Raw genomic sequence first — 19,731 nt, 5'->3', positions numbered from 1 at the left:
TATACAGAACAAACCATATACAAAAAGGCGCCAAACTTATCATCAACAAGGAGGGTCTTATGCACGGTTTGAAATTGGCGGTATTGGCTGCAACGGCATTTGTTGCTTGGAGCGTCGCCCCCGCAAGCGCACTGACGATGAAGGAATGCGGCGAGAATTACCGGACAGCCAAGGAAGGCGGCACTCTGAACGGCATGGACTGGGCCGCTTTCCGCAAAGAGAAATGCGCGACGTCCGCCGCCGAGAGTGTCAGCGCGGATACGGGCGAAACCGCGCTGCAAGCGAAAAAGGAAACCAGCACGGCGGTCGCCCCCACTGTAGCGCCAGAAGGCGTGACATTCCCCACCACGCTGGCCGCCGAGTTCAAGACCGAAAAGCCCGCGAAGGCGCGGATGAAGACCTGCTTGCAGGGGTACCACGGCAACAAGGACGCGGGTACGTTGAACGGCCTTCGCTGGATCCAGAAGGGCGGCGGTTATTACAGCCTGTGCAATGCGCGGCTGAAAGCTGAATCATAAAAATCGAATACGGCGGATATAGCGGTTCACCGTTTTTCACGCAGACGTTGAACCGTGATCCTCGGGCTTGTCCCGAGGATCTGCTGTCGGGCGACATCTAGGCGCCGGGTATGAGTCGGAAACCGCCAGCTGAGTCTGCAGGTCCTCGGGACAAGCCCGAGGATGACGCTCCAACGTACGGTTCGACGGCCCCCTGAGCTTTAGCCTTGCGGCTGCGGCTCCATGCCGCCTTCGGGCTCGGGACCCTTCTTGCGGCGGCCGCCGGACTTCGGAACGGCCGAGCCACGGCTCGGCGGCGTGTCGTCGCCAAGGTCGCGCGAGGGCTTCTGCCCGGCGATCAACTGCTTGATCTCCTCGCCCGACAGTGTCTCGTATTCGAGCAGGCCTTGCGCCAGCGCGATCCATTCCTTCTTCTTCTTGGTCAGCACCGACTTCGCCGTCGAATAGGCGTCGTCGATCAGCCGGCGCACTTCCGCATCGATGATCTGCGCCGTCTCTTCCGAGATGTTCTGCGTGCGCGCCACCGAATGGCCAAGGAAGACCTCTTCCTGGTTGTCGCCATAGGCGACATGGCCGAGCTTGTCGGAGAAGCCCCAGCGCGTGACCATGGCGCGCGCCAGCTTGGTCGCCTGCTCGATGTCGGAGGAGGCACCGGACGTGATGTTCTCCTTGCCGAACTTGAACTCCTCGGCGACGCGGCCGCCCATCATGATGGCGAGGCGCGAGACCATGTATTTGTAGCTCATGGAGTAGCGGTCGCCTTCGGGCAACTGCATGACCATGCCGAGCGCGCGACCGCGCGGGATGATGGTTGCCTTGTGCAGCGGATCGGCCGACGGCACGTTCAGCGCCAGGATGGCGTGGCCGGCCTCGTGATAGGCGGTCAGCTCCTTCTCGGCCTGGGTCATGGCTGACGAGCGGCGCTCGGCGCCCATCATGATCTTGTCCTTGGCGTCCTCGAACTCGGCCATGGTGACGAGGCGCTTGTTGCGCCGCGCGGCCATCAGCGCGGATTCATTGACAAGGTTCATCAGGTCGGCGCCGGAGAAGCCGGGCGTACCACGAGCGACGACCTTGAGGTCGACATTAGGCGCCAGCGGCACGTTGCGCACATGCACCTTGAGGATCTTCTCGCGGCCGACGATGTCAGGGTTGGGCACCACCACCTGGCGGTCGAAACGGCCGGGACGCAGCAACGCCGGATCGAGCACGTCGGGCCGGTTGGTGGCGGCGATCAGGATGATGCTTTCGTTGGATTCGAAGCCGTCCATCTCGACCAGCAGCTGGTTCAGCGTCTGCTCGCGCTCGTCATTGCCGCCGCCGAGACCGGCGCCGCGATGGCGGCCGACGGCGTCGATTTCGTCGATGAAGATGATGCAGGGCGCATTCTTCTTGGCCTGATCGAACATGTCACGGACGCGGCTGGCGCCGACGCCGACGAACATCTCGACGAAATCCGAACCGGAGATCGTGAAGAACGGCACGTTGGCTTCACCGGCGACCGAGCGGGCAAGCAGCGTCTTGCCGGTGCCGGGAGGACCAACCAGCAGCACGCCGCGCGGAATCTTGCCGCCGAGGCGCTGGAATTTCTGCGGATCACGCAGGAACTCGACGATCTCTTCGAGATCTTCCTTGGCTTCGTCAACGCCGGCGACGTCCTGGAAGGTGACGCGGCCATGCGCCTCGGTCAGCAGCTTGGCCTTCGACTTGCCGAAGCCCATGGCGCGCCCGGAGCCGGACTGCATCTGGCGCATGAAGAATATCCACACGCCGAGGATGAGGATCATCGGCAGCCACGAGATCAGGTAGCCGAACAGCGAATTGGAGCCGTCGGTCTCGGGCCGCGCATTGATGGTGACGTTCTTGTCCTGCAGCCGCGAGACCAGCTGGGGATCGCCGGGCGAATAGGTCTGGAAGCCGCTGGAATTGTCGGTGTAGGTGCCGGTGATGCGGGCACCCGCGATGGTCACCGTCTTGACCCGGCCGGCCGCGACGTCCTGCAGGAACTGCGAATAAGGCACATCGCTCGAAGCCCCGCGCGTCTGCGGCGTCTGGAACAGATTGAAGAGGGCGATGAGCAGGACCGCTATGATCGCCCAGAGCGCGAGGTTGCGATAGTTCGGATTCATCAATTGTCCCGTTGGCGTCCGCGAGCGGACAGCATCATGAGAGGAAACTTGGGCCTAACATAGGGAGAGCGTCCCCCCTTGCCAAGCAGAACAGCATGTCTGGGTTAAGCTTTCGCGCAGCATCAACCGGCACTGTGGCCGGCGAATGGCAAGGCGGGAAGCGGCGGCGCGCCGATCAACCCGGCGACGGCGCGTGCCGGGGCCAGATCGAAGGACGGCAGGAAGCGGGCGAAGGGAGCGACGACCGGCGAGGCCGCGAACCCCTGCGATGCCGGCCAATCAGGCGCCGGACCGGCATTCTCGACGGCTCGCAGAAGGCCTGGTTCAGCCGCCAATGCCGCGCGCATCAGGCTTGGCGGGGTTTCGCTTCGGCCTGCAGCCAGCCGCTTCGCCGCCGCTGCCCCGAATGGGGCGATCAACAATGCGCCGCTGGCGTCGTTCAATGTGATTTGACGGCGGCCATCCCAGATGGCGGCGTCGACTGTTGCCGCTGCCGCCGGCAAGCCCCGCATTTCCCGGCGCAGGAAGATGCCAGCGCGCCGGAAGTCGACCACCGTCCGCGACAATGTGGCGCAAAGAAATCCGGCCTTCAGCCGGGCGAACAACGCCTCGCTGCGAGCCTGGTCCGGCAGGAAGGCAATCCCGCCTGTCGTCGCCAGGAGAATGCGCAGCGCGTAGACGGCCGCCCGGTCGTCGCCGGCGCCGAACAGGGCCGGGTCGAGCCGGATGAGACCCGTTGCCGGCCAGCTGGCAAAGCGCTCGACCAGACAGGCGGCCTCGGCGCCAAGCCGCGTGCGGGCGCCGGCCTCCTGTGCCGCCAACGCCAGCGCGTCGATCATACGCTGTGCGCCGGCCTCCCCGGCAAGGGTCGCACGCATGCGCGGCCGCTCGAAGGCTTCATCGGCATTGGTCGGGTCCTCGGCCCAGCCGACCTGTTGGCGGCGGAGGAAATCGCGCAGCCCAGAGCGCCGCACGCCAAGAAGCGGTCGCACGATCCAGTCGCGCCAGTCATGCAAGGTGGCGGGCGCCATGCCGGCAAGGCCGCGCCCTTCGTCGCGGGCCGCATCGTTGCGATCGCGCCGCATCAGCACCGTCTCGGCCTGGTCGTCGGATGTATGTCCGGTGACAATCAGGCCGATGCCCTCCGCCCGCGCGGCGCTGGCCAGCAGCCGGTAGCGCGCCTCGCGCGCCGCCGCAGGCAGGCCGGTCGACGGTTTTTCTCCGGACCAGGCCAGGATGCGGTGGGCGATGCCGCGCTCCGCACAAAGCTTCGCCACGACCCGCGCCTCACCGGCCGAACCCTGCCGCAAGCCGTGGTCGACCGTGATCGCGAGCAGTCTCGTAGACGGCGCGGTTTTGTCGAGATGCAGTTTGAGAAGGAGAAGGAGCGCGGTCGAGTCGCTGCCGCCTGATACGGCCGCAACGGCGCCGTTGGTAAAATCGATATGCGAAAAAAGTCTCGTCGAAAAATCGGGCCCGGTGTCGAGCATCAGTGCATGTCGCCAAAATGTGGTCCCCGGTTTGGGACTGCGACATCCCCGGGAAAGATCAGCACGCAGCCAGGGCCTTCTCCTGCTTGACGCGTTCCTTGAGTGTGCTGGAAATATCAGGATAGCGCTTGCCGACTTCGCTGAAGGTGGCGCAGGCGACATCATGCTGCTTGAGGCCGACCAGCGACACACCAAGCTTCAACAGCATGTCGGGTGCCTTCTTGGCCTTGGGATAGTCCTTGCTGGCGGCGAGGAAGACTTCCGCCGCGTCGCGGTATTTCTGCTGGCCAAGCAGCGATTCCCCAGCCAGTAATGCGCGTCCGCCGTCTTGGCGTCCTTGGGGAAGCGGGAGATATGGTCGCGGAAACCCTGTTCGGCGGTGCCGTAGTCGCCCGACAGGATGAACTGGTAGGAGTTGCGGTAGAGCTCTTCGGGATTGTTGGTGGCGGGCAGCGCCGCGACCTGCGTGCCGCCGGACTTGCCACCCTTGGAAGGTGCGCTGGCGGCTGGTGCGGTGTCCTGTGCCGGCGCGGTTGCCTGCGTGTTGCCGTCGGCATCGATCACATTGCCATTCTTGTCGACGGTGATGGACCCAAAGGTCTTTTCGGGCGCCCCCTTGCCGGGGATCACCTTGCCGGGGTCACCGTCGGGTGATTCGACGATGACGTCCTCGACCGTCTTGCCGCCTGTGGATTGATCGCCGCCGGGCGCGGCGCCGGCATCAGCCGGCGCCTGGGTTGCCGGGGCCGAGGCCACGTCGGTGTTGGTTCCGGTGGTGGCATCTGACTTCTTCTGCGCCGGCGGTTGTCCACCTTGCGAGCCGCCTTCGAGCTGCTGGAAACGGAACTCGTTGTCTTCCTGCTGTTTGCGGATCTGCTCCTGCATCTGCAGGATCTGGAAATTGAGTTCCTCGACCTTGCCGGTCAGCTGCCGCAGTTGGTCCTCGAGCCCGGTCACGCCGGCGCCGCTCGACTGCGCGAGCTGGACTTGATCCTGCTTTTTCTTCTCACCGAAAAAGCTGGGCAACTCGAGTGTCGGCAGATGGAAGGAAAAACCGCTCTCGGTTGATTGCCCCGAACCGCTCGCCAAAGCGGTTACGCCTGATAGGAGCAGCAGCGCAAGCGTGCCGCTCAGAACCGATCTCAAATGCATGTGCCTCTCGCCGTCCAATCGTTAGCTTGTTCGCGCCTTCCAATCGATGTGAGACCAGCCAAGCGCCCTCGGCTCATAGCAGGGCGCGAGACTTCGGCCAAATTTTGTTTCGGGCCTCAGGATACGAAAAAGGCGGCCCGGGGGCCGCCTTTCGCAGAAGTGTGTTGTATTTTTGCCGATCAGGAACCAGCGCCGCTGAGCGTGGTGACGGCGCGGCGATTCTGCGACCAGCAGGAGATGTCATCGCACACGGCGACCGGACGTTCCTTGCCGTAGGAAATCGTCTTGAGGCGGCTGGCCGAAACGCCCTTGGAAACCAGGAAGTCGCGGGTGGCGGCCGCACGGCGGGCACCGAGCGCCAGATTGTATTCGCGCGTGCCGCGTTCGTCGGCATGGCCTTCGACGACGATGGCATACTGCTTGTACTGGTTCAGCCACTGCGCCTGGCGCGAAAGCGTCGTCTGCGCGTCGGCCCTGATCGAGGTCGAGTCCGTATCGAAGAAGATACGGTCGCCGATGTTGACGGTGAAGTCCTGCGCCGAGCCGGGCGTTGCGGCGCCGGCGCCGTTGAGACCAAGATCGGCCGCGTTGTTCGGCGTCTTCTTCGAGGCGCAACCTGCGACGGCGAGCATCGCCACCAGCGCGATCATGACCGGGTTTCTGGTAAGTGCTGCGATACGGCCCATGCCGCCTCTCCTTCGTATTCGAGTGATCGTGTTTCGAGTGATTTCGTTGATCACCCAGTAACCACGTTTGGGTTAACCGGCATTCAAGAAACACGGTTAAAATTTGGTTTAAGCTGCCCGTCCGCAGCCGTTTGTCGTAAGCCACAGTTGGCGCGGACCCTAGGCGGAAATGCGGCCAAAACGCGACGAAGACATGGAAAAGGGGCCGAAACGGCCCCTTTTCCATGTCTATGGCAAGTCGGTCGAATCTATTCCAGCAGCGGTGACCAGGCCGGATCAGAAGCAAAATTCGCGGTCGGAATCGGCTGCTCGTTGCGGCCGGTGAGATCGACGGAAACCAGTTTCGGGCCGCCATTGGAGTCGCGGAAGAACATCAGCACGCGGCCGTTCGGCGCCCAGGTCGGGCCTTCCTGCTGGAAGCCGGACGACAGGATGCGCTCGCCAGAGCCGTCGGTCTTCATGACGCCGATCTGAAATTCGCCGCCGCTCTGTTTGGTGAAGGCGATGAGGTCGCCGCGTGGCGACCACACCGGCGTCGAATAGACGCCGTCGCCGAAGGAGATGCGGGTCTGGCCCGAGCCGTCGGCGCCCATGACGTAGATCTGCGCGCGGCCGCCACGGTCGGAGGTGAACACCACCTTGCTGCCGTCCGGCGAATAGGAGGGCGAGGTGTCGATGGCGGTCGAGTTGGTCAGCCGCGTGGTCGAGCGGCTGCGCAGGTCCATGGCGAAGATGTTGGAATTGCCGTCGTCGCGCAGCAGGCTCATGATCACCTTCTGGCCGTCGGGCGAGAAGCGCGGCGCGAACGTCATGCCGGGAAAATTGCCGACCAGTTCGCGCTGCCCGGTCTCGATCTGCAAGAGATAGACCCGCGGCTGGCCGCTCTCATAGGACATGTAGGTGATTTCCTGCCGGTTCGGCGAGAAGCGCGGCGTCAGCACGATGGACCGGCCATCCGACAGATAGCGGATGTTGGCGCCGTCCTGGTCCATGATGGCGAGGCGCTTCTTGCGCGCGTTCTTGGCGCCGGACTCGTCGATGAAGACGACGCGCGTGTCGAAATAGCCCTTCTCGCCGGTCAGCCGCTCATAGATGGCATCGGCGATGATATGGGCGACGCGGCGCTGATTGGCGTCGTTGGCGAAGAACTGCTCGCCGGCCATCTGCTGGCCCGCGAATGTATCCCACAGCCGGTACTGGGCGCGGATGCGGCCGTCTGCTTCCTTGCTGACGCTTCCGGTGACCAGCGCCTGCGCGTTGATCACCTTCCAGTCGTCGAAGCGGGGAGTCGCGTCCGGATTGGCGATCTTCTCGATGAAGGCGCTCTTGTCGATCGGCGCGAACAGGCCGGAGCGCTTGAGATCGGCGGTGACGATCTGGGAAATCTGCGCGCCAAGCGCATCGCCGCCCTGGAAATCCGTGATGGCGATCGGCAGCGGCTCGACATTGCCCTTGTTGACGTTGAGCTCGACCAGCGCCCATGCAGGCATGGGGACGACGGCCGTCATGCCCAGCGCCATGGCTGCAATCGTCAGGAGCGGCTTGAGGAAAGATCGCATATCTTCTCGCTTCTCTTCTTTGATTGGGTGAACGCCAGGCTTACAGGCCAAGCATTTCCCTTGGGTCGAACGTGACCCGGATGTCGTTCCAGATGTCCTGTTTGCCGGCGGGAACCTGCAGGCCGGCCACGTCGCATTTCTGAACCGCGCGCACCGCGCTTTCATCAAATTGCCGGTTGCCGCTCGACTTCTCGACGGACGGGCGGCCGTCGAGCTTGCCCGAATTGTCCAGGTTGAAGCGGACCACGACGACGAAATTCTCCGAACCTTCAAGCCCGGCCGGCAATGTCCAGCAACCGCCCAACTGGCTTTCCAGGGCGCCCTGCTCCGACTTCGACAGCTTCTGGCCCTGATCCTTGTCGCCGCCGAGCGAGGCCTGCTGGGTCGAGCGCTTGGCACCACCGCCAGACGGCTTCTGCTTGTCGAGCAGGGCCGAAATCTCATTGGCGTTGAACTGCTTGTCGTCGGACTTCGGCTTGGACGAGGCTTCCTTGACCGGCTTCTCGGCATTCTTGCGGTCCGGCGCCTTGGCGCTTTCGGCAGGCGCCGGCTGCGGCTTCGGCCGCGCTTCCGGCGCGGGCGCGGAACTCGGCAACTGCGTCTCTTCGGTGGGCGGATCCTTGGCTATCGCTTCGGCGACGGCATCAGGCTTGACCTCGGGTGTCGGATCGATAGCGGCGGTCTTGTCCTGCGGCGGCGGGGTCGGCGCCGGCTTGGCCGGCGTCGGCTTGGGCTCGGTCTGCTTGACCGGCTCGGGCTTCACCTCTTCCTTGGGCGTCGGCGCCGGCGCCACTTCCGTCGCCGGAATGGGCTTGGGCTTTTCTTGCGGCTTTGGCACGTCTTCGGTCTTCGGCGTCTCTTTCGGCGTCGGCGCCGGCGCTGGCGCCGAAGTCGTGTCGACCGGCTTCGGCTTGGCTTCCGGCGTTATCGGCTTGTCGGTATCGACGCTGTTCTCGCCGACCTTCTGCGAAGCCGGGACGATGTCGGGACGCTGCGTCGGCAGCGGCGCCGGCTTTTCATGCATGACGGCCTTCTTGTCGCCCTGCAGCGTCTGCGCGATGGCTTCCATCGGCACGATGTCGACCGCGACCGACTCCACGTCGGCGGACGGGAGCGCGGCCGGCGCCGACAGGGTGAACAGGCCGAAGGCCAGCACCGCCGTATGCAAGATCACCGATGTGGTGAGGCCGGTCCTCATCGTGAGTCTATTGATCCTGTTCCTGCAGTGAAACCAGGCCGATGTTCTTGTAGCCAGCGGCCGAGATACGAGCCATGACCTTCATGGCCGTGCCATAGTCGGTCGACTTGTCGCCACGGATGAAGATGCGCTCTTCATAACCGGTCTTCGAGATAGCCTGCAGTTTGGCCACCAGCTCCTCGATCGGAATCTCGGTTTCCTGCAGGAAAATCTTGCCGGTCGCATCGATCGATACGGTGATCGGCTGGGTGTCGGCATTCATCGCCTTGGCCTGGGTGTCCGGCAGGTCGATCGGCACGCCGACCGTCAGCATCGGCGCGGCGACCATGAAGATGATCAAAAGCACGAGCATCACGTCGACCATCGGCGTGACGTTGATTTCCGACATCAGTCCATGGTGACGGCCGCGCCGCCGGTGGCCGCGCCCGCCGCGCCCTCCCATGCCTACGGACATACCCATCTCGTTACTCCTCAGGCCTTCGGCGCGACTTTTTCATCGATTTGGCGCGAGAGTATGGCGGAGAACTCATCCGAGAATCCCTCCATGCGCACGGCGATCTTGCTCGCATCCGATGACAGCTTGTTATAGGCAATGACCGCCGGAATGGCGGCGAGCAGGCCGATGGCCGTCGCCAGCAGCGCCTCGGCGATGCCGGGCGCGACCACGGCGAGGCTGGTGTTCTTGGAGCCGGCGATGGCCTGGAACGAGGTCATGATGCCGATGACTGTACCGAACAGGCCGATGAAAGGTGCGGCCGATCCGGTGGTGGCGAGGAAGCCGAGGCGACCCTCCAGCTTCTCCATCTCGCGGGTCAGCGCCAGGTCCATGGCCTTGTCGATGCGGGTCTGCAGGCCGAGCGGCGATTTGGCGCCTTTCTCGAAACTCTTCTTCCATTCGCGCATGGCGGCGACGAAGATGGCGCCCATGCCTGTCGTCTTGCGGTCGGCGAGCGTGCGGTAGAGCTCCTCCAGCGACTGCCCGGACCAGAACACCTGCTCGAAGCGGTTCAGCGCCAGCCGCATGCGGCCATAGGCGACCAGCTTGTCGACGATGATCGCCCAGGTCCACACCGAAGCGCAGAGCAGCCCGATCATGACCAGCTTGACCACCCAGCTGGCCTGCATGAACAAGGCCCAAATCGACAATTGCGCGCCCGGTTCGGCGAGTGCGATATTTTCCATCGTTACGTCCTTAAGATTTTCCGGGCGAAGCTGGCGGCTGGCCCATGGCATCCCTTGTGGTCGGTTCGCACGAAGCTACCGGACACCCCAAACCGTGCCGTTAGCGGCCTTTTCGGGGCAAATATTGGTGAAAGGAAGGCGCCGGATAACGCCAATCTTCACCAGTCTCTTCATGAACCGTTATGGTTAAGGATAGGTTAGTGTATAAGGCGCGGCGCATTGCCGCGCCTGGATATCGCAGGCCGGCATCACCTGAATATCAGCCGACCCGTGGCATGAACGCCGCCACCCATTCCCTGGGAAAGCGCCTCGGCCGGCCGTTCTCGCCGATGATCGCCGCCTCGACCTTGGCCTCGACCAGCACCTCGTCGCCCCGCTTGAGCTGCTGCGCCATGAAGATGCGCGCACCGGAAATGGCATCGGTGCGGGTGTCGACGGTCAGTATGTCGTCGATGCGGGCGGGAATGCGGAAGTCGATCTCCATGCGGCGCACCACCCACACGATCTTCTCGCCATGCTTGCCGTCGGCGAGTTCGGTGTGGTGCACGCCGGTGAGCCTGAGATAGTCGGAGCGGCCGCGCTCGAGGAATTCGAGATAGCGCGCGTGGTAGACGACGCCCGAGAAATCGGTGTCGGCATAATAGACCCGCGCCATCAGCCGGTGGCCGAACTCGGTCAGCGCGCCGGAAAGCCCAGCCAGCAATGCCGCGGATTCACCATGATCGCCCATTGCGCTTCCCTTTTGGATGCCGACGCGGCAGGTATTTTTGGCGCATGAACCCGATGGCACTGTTGACGACGATGATCAAGACCTTGATGGCAGTCGTGCTGGCGCTGGCGGCTTCGACACTTTCGGCTGAGGCGGCAACCTTCTCGATGAAGCGCGGTCTCAATCTCGACCAGTGGGTCACCTGGCCGGGCGAGGATCGGTGGGGCGATGCCAGGGCCATCCTGCCCTACCCGGAATGGCGCAAATTCCTTGGGGAGGACGATCTCAAGGCGCTGAAGGATGCCGGCTTCGATTTCCTGCGCATGCCGGTCGATCCGTCGCCTTTTCTTTCGGACAAGACATCCGACCTGCGTGACCAGCTCTATGCCAGCGTGCTGGACTCGGCGCGCATGATCAACCGCGCCGGGTTGAAGGTCATTGTGGACATGCACCTGATTCCGGCCGGCGGCAGCCGCAAGATCGGCATGGGTCAGGTGATGGACGATCCCGCGACCTTCGACCGCTACGTCGAGATGGTTCGCGGCATGGCGCGCACGCTGGCGGGCGAAGATCCCGAAAAGGTCGCTTTCGAACCGATGAACGAACCGATCGTCGATTGCGACAGCGACGGCACCAGCCTGTGGCCCGACCGCCAGCGCAAACTGTTCGCCGCAGCGCGCGCCTCGGCGACGAAGTTGACGCTGGTCCTGACCGGAGCCTGCTATTCCGCCGCCTCGTCGCTGGCAAGGATCGACCCGAAGGCGATCCCCGACGACAACGTCATCTGGACCTTCCATTCCTACGATCCGTTCCTGCTCACCCACCAGGGAGCGACCTGGGCCGGCGACTTTATCCCCTATGTGACTGGTCTGCCCTATCCGTTGACCGCGGTTCCCAAGGCGCAGCTCGACGTCACGCTCGACATCATCCGCGCCCGGATCAAGGCCGAGGCGCCGTGGACACGGCAGGGCGGCCTGCTTGCCTATCTCGACGAGCAGGTCGCCAGCATGGACAGTTCCGACAAGCTGCTTGGCCTGATGGATGCGCCGTTCAAGACCGTCGAGGCGTGGGCGAAGGCCAACGGCATCAAGCCGCAAGACATCACCCTGGGCGAGTTCGGCATGATCCGCCAGGAATATGGCAATGCCTATGTGATGCCGGCGGAGTGTCGGGCTGCCTATGTCAAGGATATGATCGCGCGGGCCGAAGCGCACGGCTTCTCATGGTCGCTGTGGAGCTATGGCGGCGCTTTCGGCGTCGTCGATGCGTTCAATGGCGACAAGGCCGAGCCAGACGTGATGGACGCAATCCGAAGCCTCCCCTGAAGTCCCGGTCAGCCGAGGTCGATCTGCAGGATTTCCGGACGCATGCCGAAACGGATGGGCAAATTGCTGAAGCCGAGCCCGCCCGAGACGATCAGGTTGCGGTCGTTCTCGACGACATGGCCATAGGCGTAGCGATTGCCGAACTGCGACGGCACGATAGGCGAATAGCCGAACAGCCGCACCTGCCCGCCATGGGTGTGTCCCGCTAGCGTCAGCGACACACGCGACGGCACTTTTGGAAAAATGTCCGGTTCGTGCGCCAGCAGGATGACAGGCGCGGCGTCGCTGATTTTGGCCAGCGTGCCGTCGAGATCGTCCAATCCTCTGGGACGCTCGGTGTTCTTTTTCCGCAATAGCGCCAACTGATCGGCGAGGCCGGCGATCCATACGCCATGTCCGTCCTTTTCCAGACGCACGGCGTCGTTCTCCAGAACCGGGATGCCGACCTTCTCCAATGCCTTGCGCGCGATCGTCGGACCAACTCCGGCACGCTGCGCGAAGCCATCGGCCCACCAGTCGTGATTGCCGAGGATCGACAGCACGCCGAGCGGTGCCTTGAGGCCCGACAGGGCGCCAGCCCATTCCGGCGGCGTGACCCTACGTGACACCAGGCGCATGCCGGCGATGTAGTCGCCGAGCAGAACGATCAGGTCCGGCTGCAACGCATTCGCCTCTTCGGCAAGCGAAGCAATCCGCTCCGGCGTCATCCAAGGCCGGCAGGCGTGGATGTCGGCAAGGGCGACGACGCGCAGCTTCAATCCATCAGGCCAATGCGGTGGCGTCAGCGCATAGCGCTTCACATGCGTCAGCAGCATCGGCTCGATGCCGACGGCGTAGGCGCTGAACGAGGCGACCGACAGCAGCGACCCGCCGATAAAGCGCATGAACCCGCGTCTGGTTATCATTGAGTGGCTCCGGAACCTCATTTCGGCACGCGCCGGTGCGCGTCGATCTCGCTTTGAGGCGGACGACATGCATGGAGGCAGCGAGCCCGATACAATCCAGGAATACGCCGGCAAGCCGGCGAAGATGAGGAGAATTTGCGCAGGCCCGTTCACTGATGCTTGATCACTGGTCCGGGAACCCGTGGCTGATCGCTTGCCGGCTACTCTTCCTGGAACAGGCTGATCTGCTGCTGTGCCAGGTCCTTAGGCGCATCGAGGCCGAGATGGCGCCAGGCATTGGCGGTCAGCATGCGGCCACGCGGCGTGCGCTGGATGAAGCCCTGCTGGATCAGATAGGGCTCGATGATGTCCTCGATGGCGTCGCGCGGCTCGGACAGGCCCGCCGCGATGGTCTCGATGCCGACCGGCCCGCCGCCGAAATTGCGGGCGATCATGCTGAGATAGCGGCGGTCGAGCGCGTCGAGGCCGAGTGCGTCGACTTCGAGCCGGGTCAACGCTTCGTCGGCGATCAGGCGGTCGACATGGCCGTCGCCCGCGACCGAGGCGAAGTCGCGCACGCGCCGCAACAGCCGGCCGGCAATGCGCGGTGTGCCGCGCGCGCGCCGGGCGATCTCCAGTGCACCGTCGTCGCCGAGCGGCATCTGCAGGATGCGGGCGCCGCGCCGCACGATCTGCTCCAACTCCTGCACCGTGTAGAAATTGAGCCGCACCGGAATGCCGAACCGGTCGCGCAGCGGATTGGTGAGCAGGCCGAGCCGCGTGGTGGCGGCCACCAGCGTGAAACGGGCAAGGTCGATCTTGACCGAACGCGCCGCCGGTCCCTCGCCGATGATCAGGTCGAGCTGGAAATCCTCCATCGCCGGATAGAGGATCTCCTCCACCGCCGGGTTGAGGCGATGGATCTCGTCGATGAACAGCACGTCGCCTTCTTCGAGATTGGTCAGCAGTGCCGCGAGATCGCCGGCCTTGGCGATTACCGGCCCGGAGGTCGAGCGGAAATTGACGCCGAGTTCGCGCGCCATGATCTGCGCCAGCGTCGTCTTGCCCAGCCCCGGCGGTCCGACGAACAGCACATGATCGAGCGCCTCCTTGCGGCCCTTGGCGGCCTCGATGAAGACTTTGAGGTTTGCCCGAACCGCCGCCTGGCCGACGAAATCGTCAAGCGTCTGCGGCCGCAAGGTCTGCTCTGCATCCTCGCCGCGTTTTTCAGGAGCAATGAGACGCTCGTTCACAAATCCATCCTCGTCCTTGCTCGGGGCATTGCCAAGCGCATCCGGTTAACCGGCTTCCACCGCTACAGCAGGAGACTTCCATGCCATGCCATAGAGATCGCGGATGCTATCAAGCCGCGACTCACTGTAGCTAGCCCACAGTAGTTGTTTCCTGAGCACTTCGCTGCCGTCTCTTCCATCGAACACGGCAAATGCGGCCCCCTGGAGCCTGCTATCGAGCCGTGAGCGAACAGCGGCGGCGAATTCCTTTCTCTCCCGCCCCGACTGCTCGGCGACGAAGGAAGCAAGGACGCCAAGGTGCCTGTTGAGCCCGTTGACTACCACGAGTTGATAAGCTCTGAGTTCCTCGGCAAGGTCGGGCGCCAGAAGGGGGATCACATCGTCCACCGCCCCTTCTGCCACCCATGCCAGGATGTTCTTTTCAAAAGCCAAACCAGATAGCGCCTTGTGCCGCAGTGCGTAGAATGCGGTCTTGAGCTTCAGTCTGTGGCCATCCTCGAAAGCGATGACGTAGCCTTCAATACCGTCTTGGCTTCGCGCACTCGCGACGAAATCCTTCATTGAGGCCACCGACTCAAGCGGCTGGATCAACGGCACGTCGAATTGGCCGGCCAGTGATCGAAGCTCCTGGTGCGTTGAATAACGGCCGGTCCGATTATCGCGCGCGGCCAGAAGCGTCAGAGACGGCTGATCATATGCGATCACGACCCTGTTTTCGGGGGAGGTGAATTCGAAAAGCACCGTCATGCCTGCTTCGATGGCGTATTTCGAAAGCTGGCGAACATTCTCTCCGGCATGTGCGAACGCAGCCATCGATTGCGCCGTGATGCCCATGCGTGTCATGAACACCAGTTCATTGCGGACAATGCACGGGTGAACCATCGAACCATCGAGCTTCGACAGAACGAGATGCGGAACTGTCCAGTCGATATCCTCGGGGCGCTGTCTCTCGCCAAGGTTGAAGAACTTGTGAAACGGGCGGGCAATAAGCCTTCCATCCTTGGCGAACTTCAAGCCACGACATTCAAGCGTCATTGGACTGCGGAAGGTTTCGTCACCCACAAATCCATAGTCGATGACATCGTATTCATCGAAGCGCGTTAAAAAGATGCCGATATTGCCCTGAATATGCGGCAGAACGTCTGTGACGGTTTCGATTATGGGGAACATCGTTCGCTCCAAATAAAAAAGGCCGCTTCTTGGGAAGCGGCCTGACGAGTGGATTGCTGCATAAAGCTATCTTCGACAATGCCGCAGGCACGCGCGACGTTCGGACACGGCCAGGGCCGATCCTGAGTTCATTTTATTGTTGGTCGCGAAAAGGTGCACGGCGAATACTCTTGCAAAACCGAGAGCACTAAGAAGACCAAACGATGCTCGAAGTCAATCCCGGTGCTGAATTTCACGGCTCACCGCGCCAGTTCCTTCAGCCCGAAACGGATCAGCTTGGAGGCATCGGCCCCCTCTCCTGCCGTCTTCAGCGCCGCCGATACCGCGTTGGCGGCGGTGTCGCGGGAGTAGCCGAGATTGACCAGCGCCGAGACGGCGTCGGTGATCGGCGCCGGCGCCACGCCTTCACCGAGCTCCTGCTTCAGCCCGATCGTGCCGGAGGCAGCGCCGGCATAGGCCGGTGCCTTGGCCTTCAATTCGGTGACGATGCGCTCGGCCACCTTCTTGCCTACGCCGGGCGCGCGGGAAACCATGGCGATGTCGCGCAGCGCGATCGCGTTGGCGAGGTCGGCCGGCGCCAGCGTCGACAGTATGGCCAGCGCCACCTTGGCGCCGACACCCGGCACATTGTTCATCAGCAGCCGAAACCATTCGCGCTCGAGCTGCGACTGGAAACCATAGAGCCGGATCATGTCCTCGCGCACATAGGTCTCGATGAACAGCACCACCGCTTCGCCGGGCGAAGGCAGCGCGGCAAGCGTGCGGGTCGAGCAATAGGCGACATAGCCGACGCCGTGGATATCGACGAGACAATGGTCTTCGTCGATCTCTTCGAGCGTACCCTTGAGCTTGCCGATCATCACCAACAGCCTCTCATGATGCCAGCGCCAGCCTATAGGCGGCACTTTGCCGGTGATGCGTGTGGCAAATCGCAATGGCCAGCGCGTCGGCGGCATGTTCGGTGTCGAAGATCGCCTTCGGCAGCAACACCTTCACCATCATGTGGATCTGCTTCTTGTTGCCGTGGCCGACGCCGATCACCGCCTTCTTCACCGCGTTTGGCGCATATTCGGCGACGACGAGACCGGCGCGCGCCGGGACCAGCATGGCGATGCCGCGTGCCTGGCCGAGCTTCAGCGTCGCAACGGCGTCCTTGTTGACGAAGGTCTGTTCGACCGCGGCCTCATGCGGCATGGCCTGATGCAGGATTTCGGCGAGCCCGTCATGCAGTTGGCAGAGCCGCGTCGCCAGCGCCGCCTTGTCCTCGGAGCGCACGGTGCCCGAAGCGACGAAGCGCAAGGAATTGCCTAGGCTCTCGACGATGCCCCAGCCGGTGCGCCTGAGCCCCGGATCGATACCGATGATGCGAATCGCGTCCCCCATGCCGTGAGTGTACCTCCGGCGGACAGCGATGCCAGCGAAAAGTGAACAAACCGGAAACGCCCGCCCCGCCAACCGGGGAAGGCTTCGAAGTTTCTCAGTTGCGGGCGAAGGCGGTGTTGAGCAGGCTGATCTGGTCCGAGACCGGATTGGGCCGGCGAGCCACGGGCTGCATGTCGACCACCGCGCCGGCGCCGTAGATCTCTTCGTCCATGCGGCGCACCAATGCCTGCAGGCGCAGCGACCGGTTGACGAGGTCGAGGAAATCGCTCGGCAGTTCGGCCCAGCCGGCCGCCTCGTCATGGGCGGAAGCGGTGTCGAGGCGCACCTTGGACTTTTCCGAAGCCACCTGGTCGCGGGTCATCTCGCCGGAATTCGCCGCGCGCTGCAAAAGCAGCCACGAGGCAACCTGCATCAGCCTGGTGGTCAGCCGCATCGACTCGGCCGCGTAGAGCGTGGCAGCCAGCCGCGACAGTTTCTTGGCCTCGGCCCGGCCCTTGCCGTCGAGATATTCCGCCGCCTGTTCGACCAACCCCATGCCTTCCTGGTAAAGCGGTTTGAAGGAGTGCGAAAACACCCGGCGTTCCGCCAGCTTGACGGTTTTCGCAATGCCTTTCGACGGCTCGTTCATTGATAACGCCCCTGCACTTGCAACCGGCCGATTCGGCTCTCTGCCGATACACCCGTGACCCTATGAAACTGAAGCTTGAAAATGCGCTTCGTCCGGTGTGAAGGCAAGCACATGTTTAACAGAAGGTTAACAGCGACCGGCGTCTCCGGATGCCGCCGGAATGCGGACAAAAAAAGAGCCGCGGATAAGGCGGCTCTCAGGAGTTTAACAGGGAGGCGTCAAACAAAGTGGCTCCAACCACTCGGTAAGAATCCAGATCACTGGATGCACATAGTAAACGCCTGTAAAGCTTAATGGACCCTTAACATCCCCGATATTTTTGATCCTACGCGCTGCCCCTGTGCCGTAACAGCACAGCCGCACAGGCAAGGTTTCGGCCTCACTCAGGCCTTTTTCCACACCACCGGCACGGCGATGAAGGCGAACAGCAGCATGCCTGCGTAGAAGCCGATCGAAGATATTCCCAGCAACGGCTCGATCCCCGGATTTCCGGCAAGCAGTATATAAAGGCCGATCATGAGCCCGATGCCGCTGATTGCCGTCAGCCAGAAATGGACGAGGGCCAGCGTCTTTTGCCCGGCAGCCGGAAACAGGTGGTAGAAGAACGCGAAGACCGCCGACATAAGCCAGCCAGCCACCATCGTGTGGGCGTGGGTCGGCATCTGACCATGGTCTTCGCTGATCGCCATGTGGATGCCGAGTGCCATGCCGCACAGCGCATAGATGATCGCCAGCGTGAAGAAATTCCGTGCTACCCCTTGCATATATTAGTCCCCGAATTGCCTTTTCCCAAGTTGGGAATGAGTTGATCGTCAGGCGAGCGCTGTCGCCGCCGGACTTCCGGCGTCGGCACTAGCATCGGCATTGTTTCCGGACGATGTCACGCCCCCCCGACAATGCCGACAATAGCAGAAAGCCGGGCGGCGCCTTCATCATATTAGCGGTATCTTTCGTTAGCCGGCAGCCTGAAACACAGCCGGTTTTTCCACGACATCGTCCCGAAACAACCGCGGCGCTAAACGCAGCGGCGGCGGAGCGGACGGGCAATGGCCCGCCCTCGCCAGCAACCATTGGGCATCGGGGAGAAAGCCATGGATTGGTATTCCATCGTCAAATTGCTGCACATCCTTTCGGCGACGCTTTGGGTCGGCGGCGGCTTCACGCTGATGGTGCTGGCGACGCTGGCGGATCGAGCCGGCAACATCCAGGGAACGCTGCAGGCGATGCGCGCCACCGGCGAGCTGGGCAACCGGTTCTTCGCGCCGATGTCGATGCTGACATTGGCCTTCGGATTGATCATGTGCTCGTTCTGGGTCGGCTTCTCCGATCTCTGGGTTCTGATCGGCCTTGCCGGCTACGCCACGACCTTCTGCATCGGAATGTTTGTTTTCAAGCCGACTGCCGACCGCATGGGCGCGATGATCGCCAGGGACGGCGTGACGCCCGCGGCACTGGCCTATGGCCAACGCATCCTGCGGGCCGCGCGCTTCGACTATGCGGTCATGCTCGTCATCATCACCGACATGGTGCTGAAGCCGACCCTGCACGACGTCGTCATTCTCGCGGGTATGGTGGTGGTTCTTGCCGCCGGTGCGGCCATGGCGCTCAGCCGGCCAAGAGGTATGGTGCCCAGCGCCGCCTGACGCGGGCTGGAGCGCTACATGATGCCGGCGATCCCGTCCCACAGCAGCTTCACCGCCACGACCGCCACGGTCGCATAGGTGAAGGGATAAAAAATCTCCGGCCGCATCCGCCGCACCAGCCACGCGCCGGCGATGGTCGACAGCGGCGCCAGCGGCATCAGCACCGCCGATGCCGTCAGATTGGCGGTATCGAACTGGCCGAGCGCGAAATAGGGAATGAGCTTCAGCGCATTGGTGGCGGCAAAGAAGATCGCCGCCGTGCCCGACAGGACCTTGGGGTCGAGCCGGATCGGCAAGGCATAGACCTGGAAGGGCGGTCCACCGACATGGGCGACGAAGCTGGTAAAACCGGCGACCGTGCCCCATATGGCGGCCGCCACGCGATTGGGTGCGGCGGCATGGTCGGAACCATGGCGAAACTGCAGGTAAAGCCAGCGCAGCACGAAGATGATGGCGACGGCGCCGACGATAAGCCGCACCGCTTCCTCGGTGACGAGTGCCGCCGTCAGCCAGCCAAGCCCGATGCCGATGACGGCGCCCGGCATCATGTCGACCAGCATCCTGCGATCGTACACGCCCCACCACGTCCACACCGAGACGATGTCCATCAGGCACAGGATCGGCAGCAGGATGGCGGCCGCCTGCACCGGCGGCATGGTCAGCGCCATCAGCGGCACGCCGACGAAGCCGACGGCGCCGCCAAAGCCGCCCTTGGACAGGCCGACCAGAATCACCGCCGGGACGGCGGCCGCGTAGAACCACGGATCGAAAAGCAGGCCTGACATGGGGGAGGGACTGGTCTGGAGGGAAAGCGGATCACCG

19 protein-coding genes and 1 pseudogene are annotated in these 19,731 nt (G+C 63.2%); 3 read left to right on the top strand and 17 right to left on the bottom strand.

What is annotated here, in order from left to right; genetic code table 11:
* Positions 1-59 precede the first annotated feature (59 nt).
* A complete protein-coding gene (locus EJ077_RS02920; protein ID WP_208699486.1) occupies positions 60-518 on the top strand; it encodes a hypothetical protein in 459 nt (152 codons plus the stop codon).
* Between the two features lie 200 nt (positions 519-718).
* On the opposite strand, the gene ftsH is transcribed toward EJ077_RS02920, so the two are convergent.
* The 9 genes and pseudogenes from ftsH to ybgC form a co-directional block, all read right to left on the bottom strand.
* Positions 719-2,647, bottom strand: a complete 1,929-nt coding sequence (ftsH, locus tag EJ077_RS02915; protein WP_127279662.1) for an ATP-dependent zinc metalloprotease FtsH — start codon at positions 2,645-2,647, stop codon at positions 719-721.
* Between the two features lie 122 nt (positions 2,648-2,769).
* Positions 2,770-4,137: a tRNA lysidine(34) synthetase TilS gene (gene tilS, locus EJ077_RS02910; protein WP_208699484.1), complete on the bottom strand. Its 1,368-nt coding sequence runs from the start codon at positions 4,135-4,137 to the stop codon at positions 2,770-2,772.
* Positions 4,138-4,195: 58 nt separating this feature from the next.
* Positions 4,196-5,289, bottom strand: a pseudogene (gene ybgF, locus EJ077_RS02905) (tol-pal system protein YbgF).
* Positions 5,290-5,468: 179 nt separating this feature from the next.
* Positions 5,469-5,975 (bottom strand): peptidoglycan-associated lipoprotein Pal, encoded by a 507-nt coding sequence (gene pal / locus EJ077_RS02900; RefSeq protein ID WP_127279987.1) that lies wholly within the window; start codon positions 5,973-5,975, stop codon positions 5,469-5,471.
* Positions 5,976-6,223: 248 nt separating this feature from the next.
* Positions 6,224-7,534: a Tol-Pal system beta propeller repeat protein TolB gene (tolB, locus tag EJ077_RS02895; RefSeq protein ID WP_127872129.1), complete on the bottom strand. Its 1,311-nt coding sequence runs from the start codon at positions 7,532-7,534 to the stop codon at positions 6,224-6,226.
* A gap of 40 nt (positions 7,535-7,574) precedes the next feature.
* Complete coding sequence (locus EJ077_RS02890; protein ID WP_208699482.1) at positions 7,575-8,732, bottom strand: TonB family protein; 1,158 nt, start codon at positions 8,730-8,732, stop codon at positions 7,575-7,577.
* Positions 8,733-8,739: 7 nt separating this feature from the next.
* The gene (gene tolR / locus EJ077_RS02885) at positions 8,740-9,192 is read right to left on the bottom strand and encodes a protein TolR (RefSeq protein WP_208699480.1); all 453 of its coding nucleotides are present in this window, start codon (positions 9,190-9,192) and stop codon (positions 8,740-8,742) included.
* 11 nt (positions 9,193-9,203) lie between these two features.
* Positions 9,204-9,914, bottom strand: a complete 711-nt coding sequence (gene tolQ, locus EJ077_RS02880; RefSeq protein WP_015315267.1) for a protein TolQ — start codon at positions 9,912-9,914, stop codon at positions 9,204-9,206.
* Positions 9,915-10,173: 259 nt separating this feature from the next.
* Positions 10,174-10,644 (bottom strand): tol-pal system-associated acyl-CoA thioesterase, encoded by a 471-nt coding sequence (gene ybgC, locus EJ077_RS02875; protein ID WP_208699478.1) that lies wholly within the window; start codon positions 10,642-10,644, stop codon positions 10,174-10,176.
* A gap of 53 nt (positions 10,645-10,697) precedes the next feature.
* Here ybgC and EJ077_RS02870 point away from each other — a divergent pair, with 53 nt between their 5' ends.
* Positions 10,698-11,948, top strand: coding sequence for a glycoside hydrolase family 5 protein (locus tag EJ077_RS02870; protein ID WP_208699476.1), 1,251 nt, complete (start codon positions 10,698-10,700; stop codon positions 11,946-11,948).
* An 8-nt stretch (positions 11,949-11,956) separates the two neighbouring features.
* On the opposite strand, the gene EJ077_RS02865 is transcribed toward EJ077_RS02870, so the two are convergent.
* The 7 genes from EJ077_RS02865 to EJ077_RS02835 all read right to left on the bottom strand — a co-directional run bounded on the left by EJ077_RS02865 (position 11,957) and on the right by EJ077_RS02835 (position 18,030).
* A complete protein-coding gene (locus tag EJ077_RS02865; protein WP_208699474.1) occupies positions 11,957-12,853 on the bottom strand; it encodes a metallophosphoesterase in 897 nt (298 codons plus the stop codon).
* A gap of 200 nt (positions 12,854-13,053) precedes the next feature.
* A complete protein-coding gene (gene ruvB / locus EJ077_RS02860; RefSeq protein WP_208699472.1) occupies positions 13,054-14,085 on the bottom strand; it encodes a Holliday junction branch migration DNA helicase RuvB in 1,032 nt (343 codons plus the stop codon).
* Positions 14,086-14,130: 45 nt separating this feature from the next.
* Positions 14,131-15,255: an RNA ligase gene (locus tag EJ077_RS02855; protein ID WP_208699470.1), complete on the bottom strand. Its 1,125-nt coding sequence runs from the start codon at positions 15,253-15,255 to the stop codon at positions 14,131-14,133.
* Between the two features lie 239 nt (positions 15,256-15,494).
* On the bottom strand, positions 15,495-16,115 hold the full coding sequence (ruvA, locus tag EJ077_RS02850) for a Holliday junction branch migration protein RuvA (protein WP_208699468.1): 621 nt from the start codon (positions 16,113-16,115) through the stop codon (positions 15,495-15,497).
* A 13-nt stretch (positions 16,116-16,128) separates the two neighbouring features.
* Positions 16,129-16,638 carry a crossover junction endodeoxyribonuclease RuvC gene (gene ruvC / locus EJ077_RS02845; RefSeq protein ID WP_208699461.1) on the bottom strand — a complete coding sequence of 170 codons (510 nt, stop codon included), beginning with the start codon at positions 16,636-16,638 and terminating at the stop codon, positions 16,129-16,131.
* A gap of 94 nt (positions 16,639-16,732) precedes the next feature.
* Positions 16,733-17,266, bottom strand: coding sequence for a DUF1465 family protein (locus EJ077_RS02840; RefSeq protein WP_208699460.1), 534 nt, complete (start codon positions 17,264-17,266; stop codon positions 16,733-16,735).
* A 383-nt stretch (positions 17,267-17,649) separates the two neighbouring features.
* On the bottom strand, positions 17,650-18,030 hold the full coding sequence (locus EJ077_RS02835; RefSeq protein WP_208699458.1) for a hypothetical protein: 381 nt from the start codon (positions 18,028-18,030) through the stop codon (positions 17,650-17,652).
* 327 nt (positions 18,031-18,357) lie between these two features.
* On the opposite strand from EJ077_RS02835, the gene EJ077_RS02830 reads away from it, so the two are divergent.
* Positions 18,358-18,909 (top strand): DUF2269 family protein, encoded by a 552-nt coding sequence (locus EJ077_RS02830; protein WP_208699457.1) that lies wholly within the window; start codon positions 18,358-18,360, stop codon positions 18,907-18,909.
* A 14-nt stretch (positions 18,910-18,923) separates the two neighbouring features.
* On the opposite strand, the gene EJ077_RS02825 is transcribed toward EJ077_RS02830, so the two are convergent.
* Positions 18,924-19,694, bottom strand: coding sequence for a sulfite exporter TauE/SafE family protein (locus tag EJ077_RS02825; protein WP_208699456.1), 771 nt, complete (start codon positions 19,692-19,694; stop codon positions 18,924-18,926).
* Positions 19,695-19,731 lie beyond the last annotated feature (37 nt).

The sequence above is a fragment of the Mesorhizobium sp. M8A.F.Ca.ET.057.01.1.1 genome (assembly GCF_003952565.1).
GTDB lineage: Bacteria > Pseudomonadota > Alphaproteobacteria > Rhizobiales > Rhizobiaceae > Mesorhizobium.
Note: the sequence above shows the minus strand (reverse complement) of the source record. Positions and strands in the feature narration are given on the sequence as shown.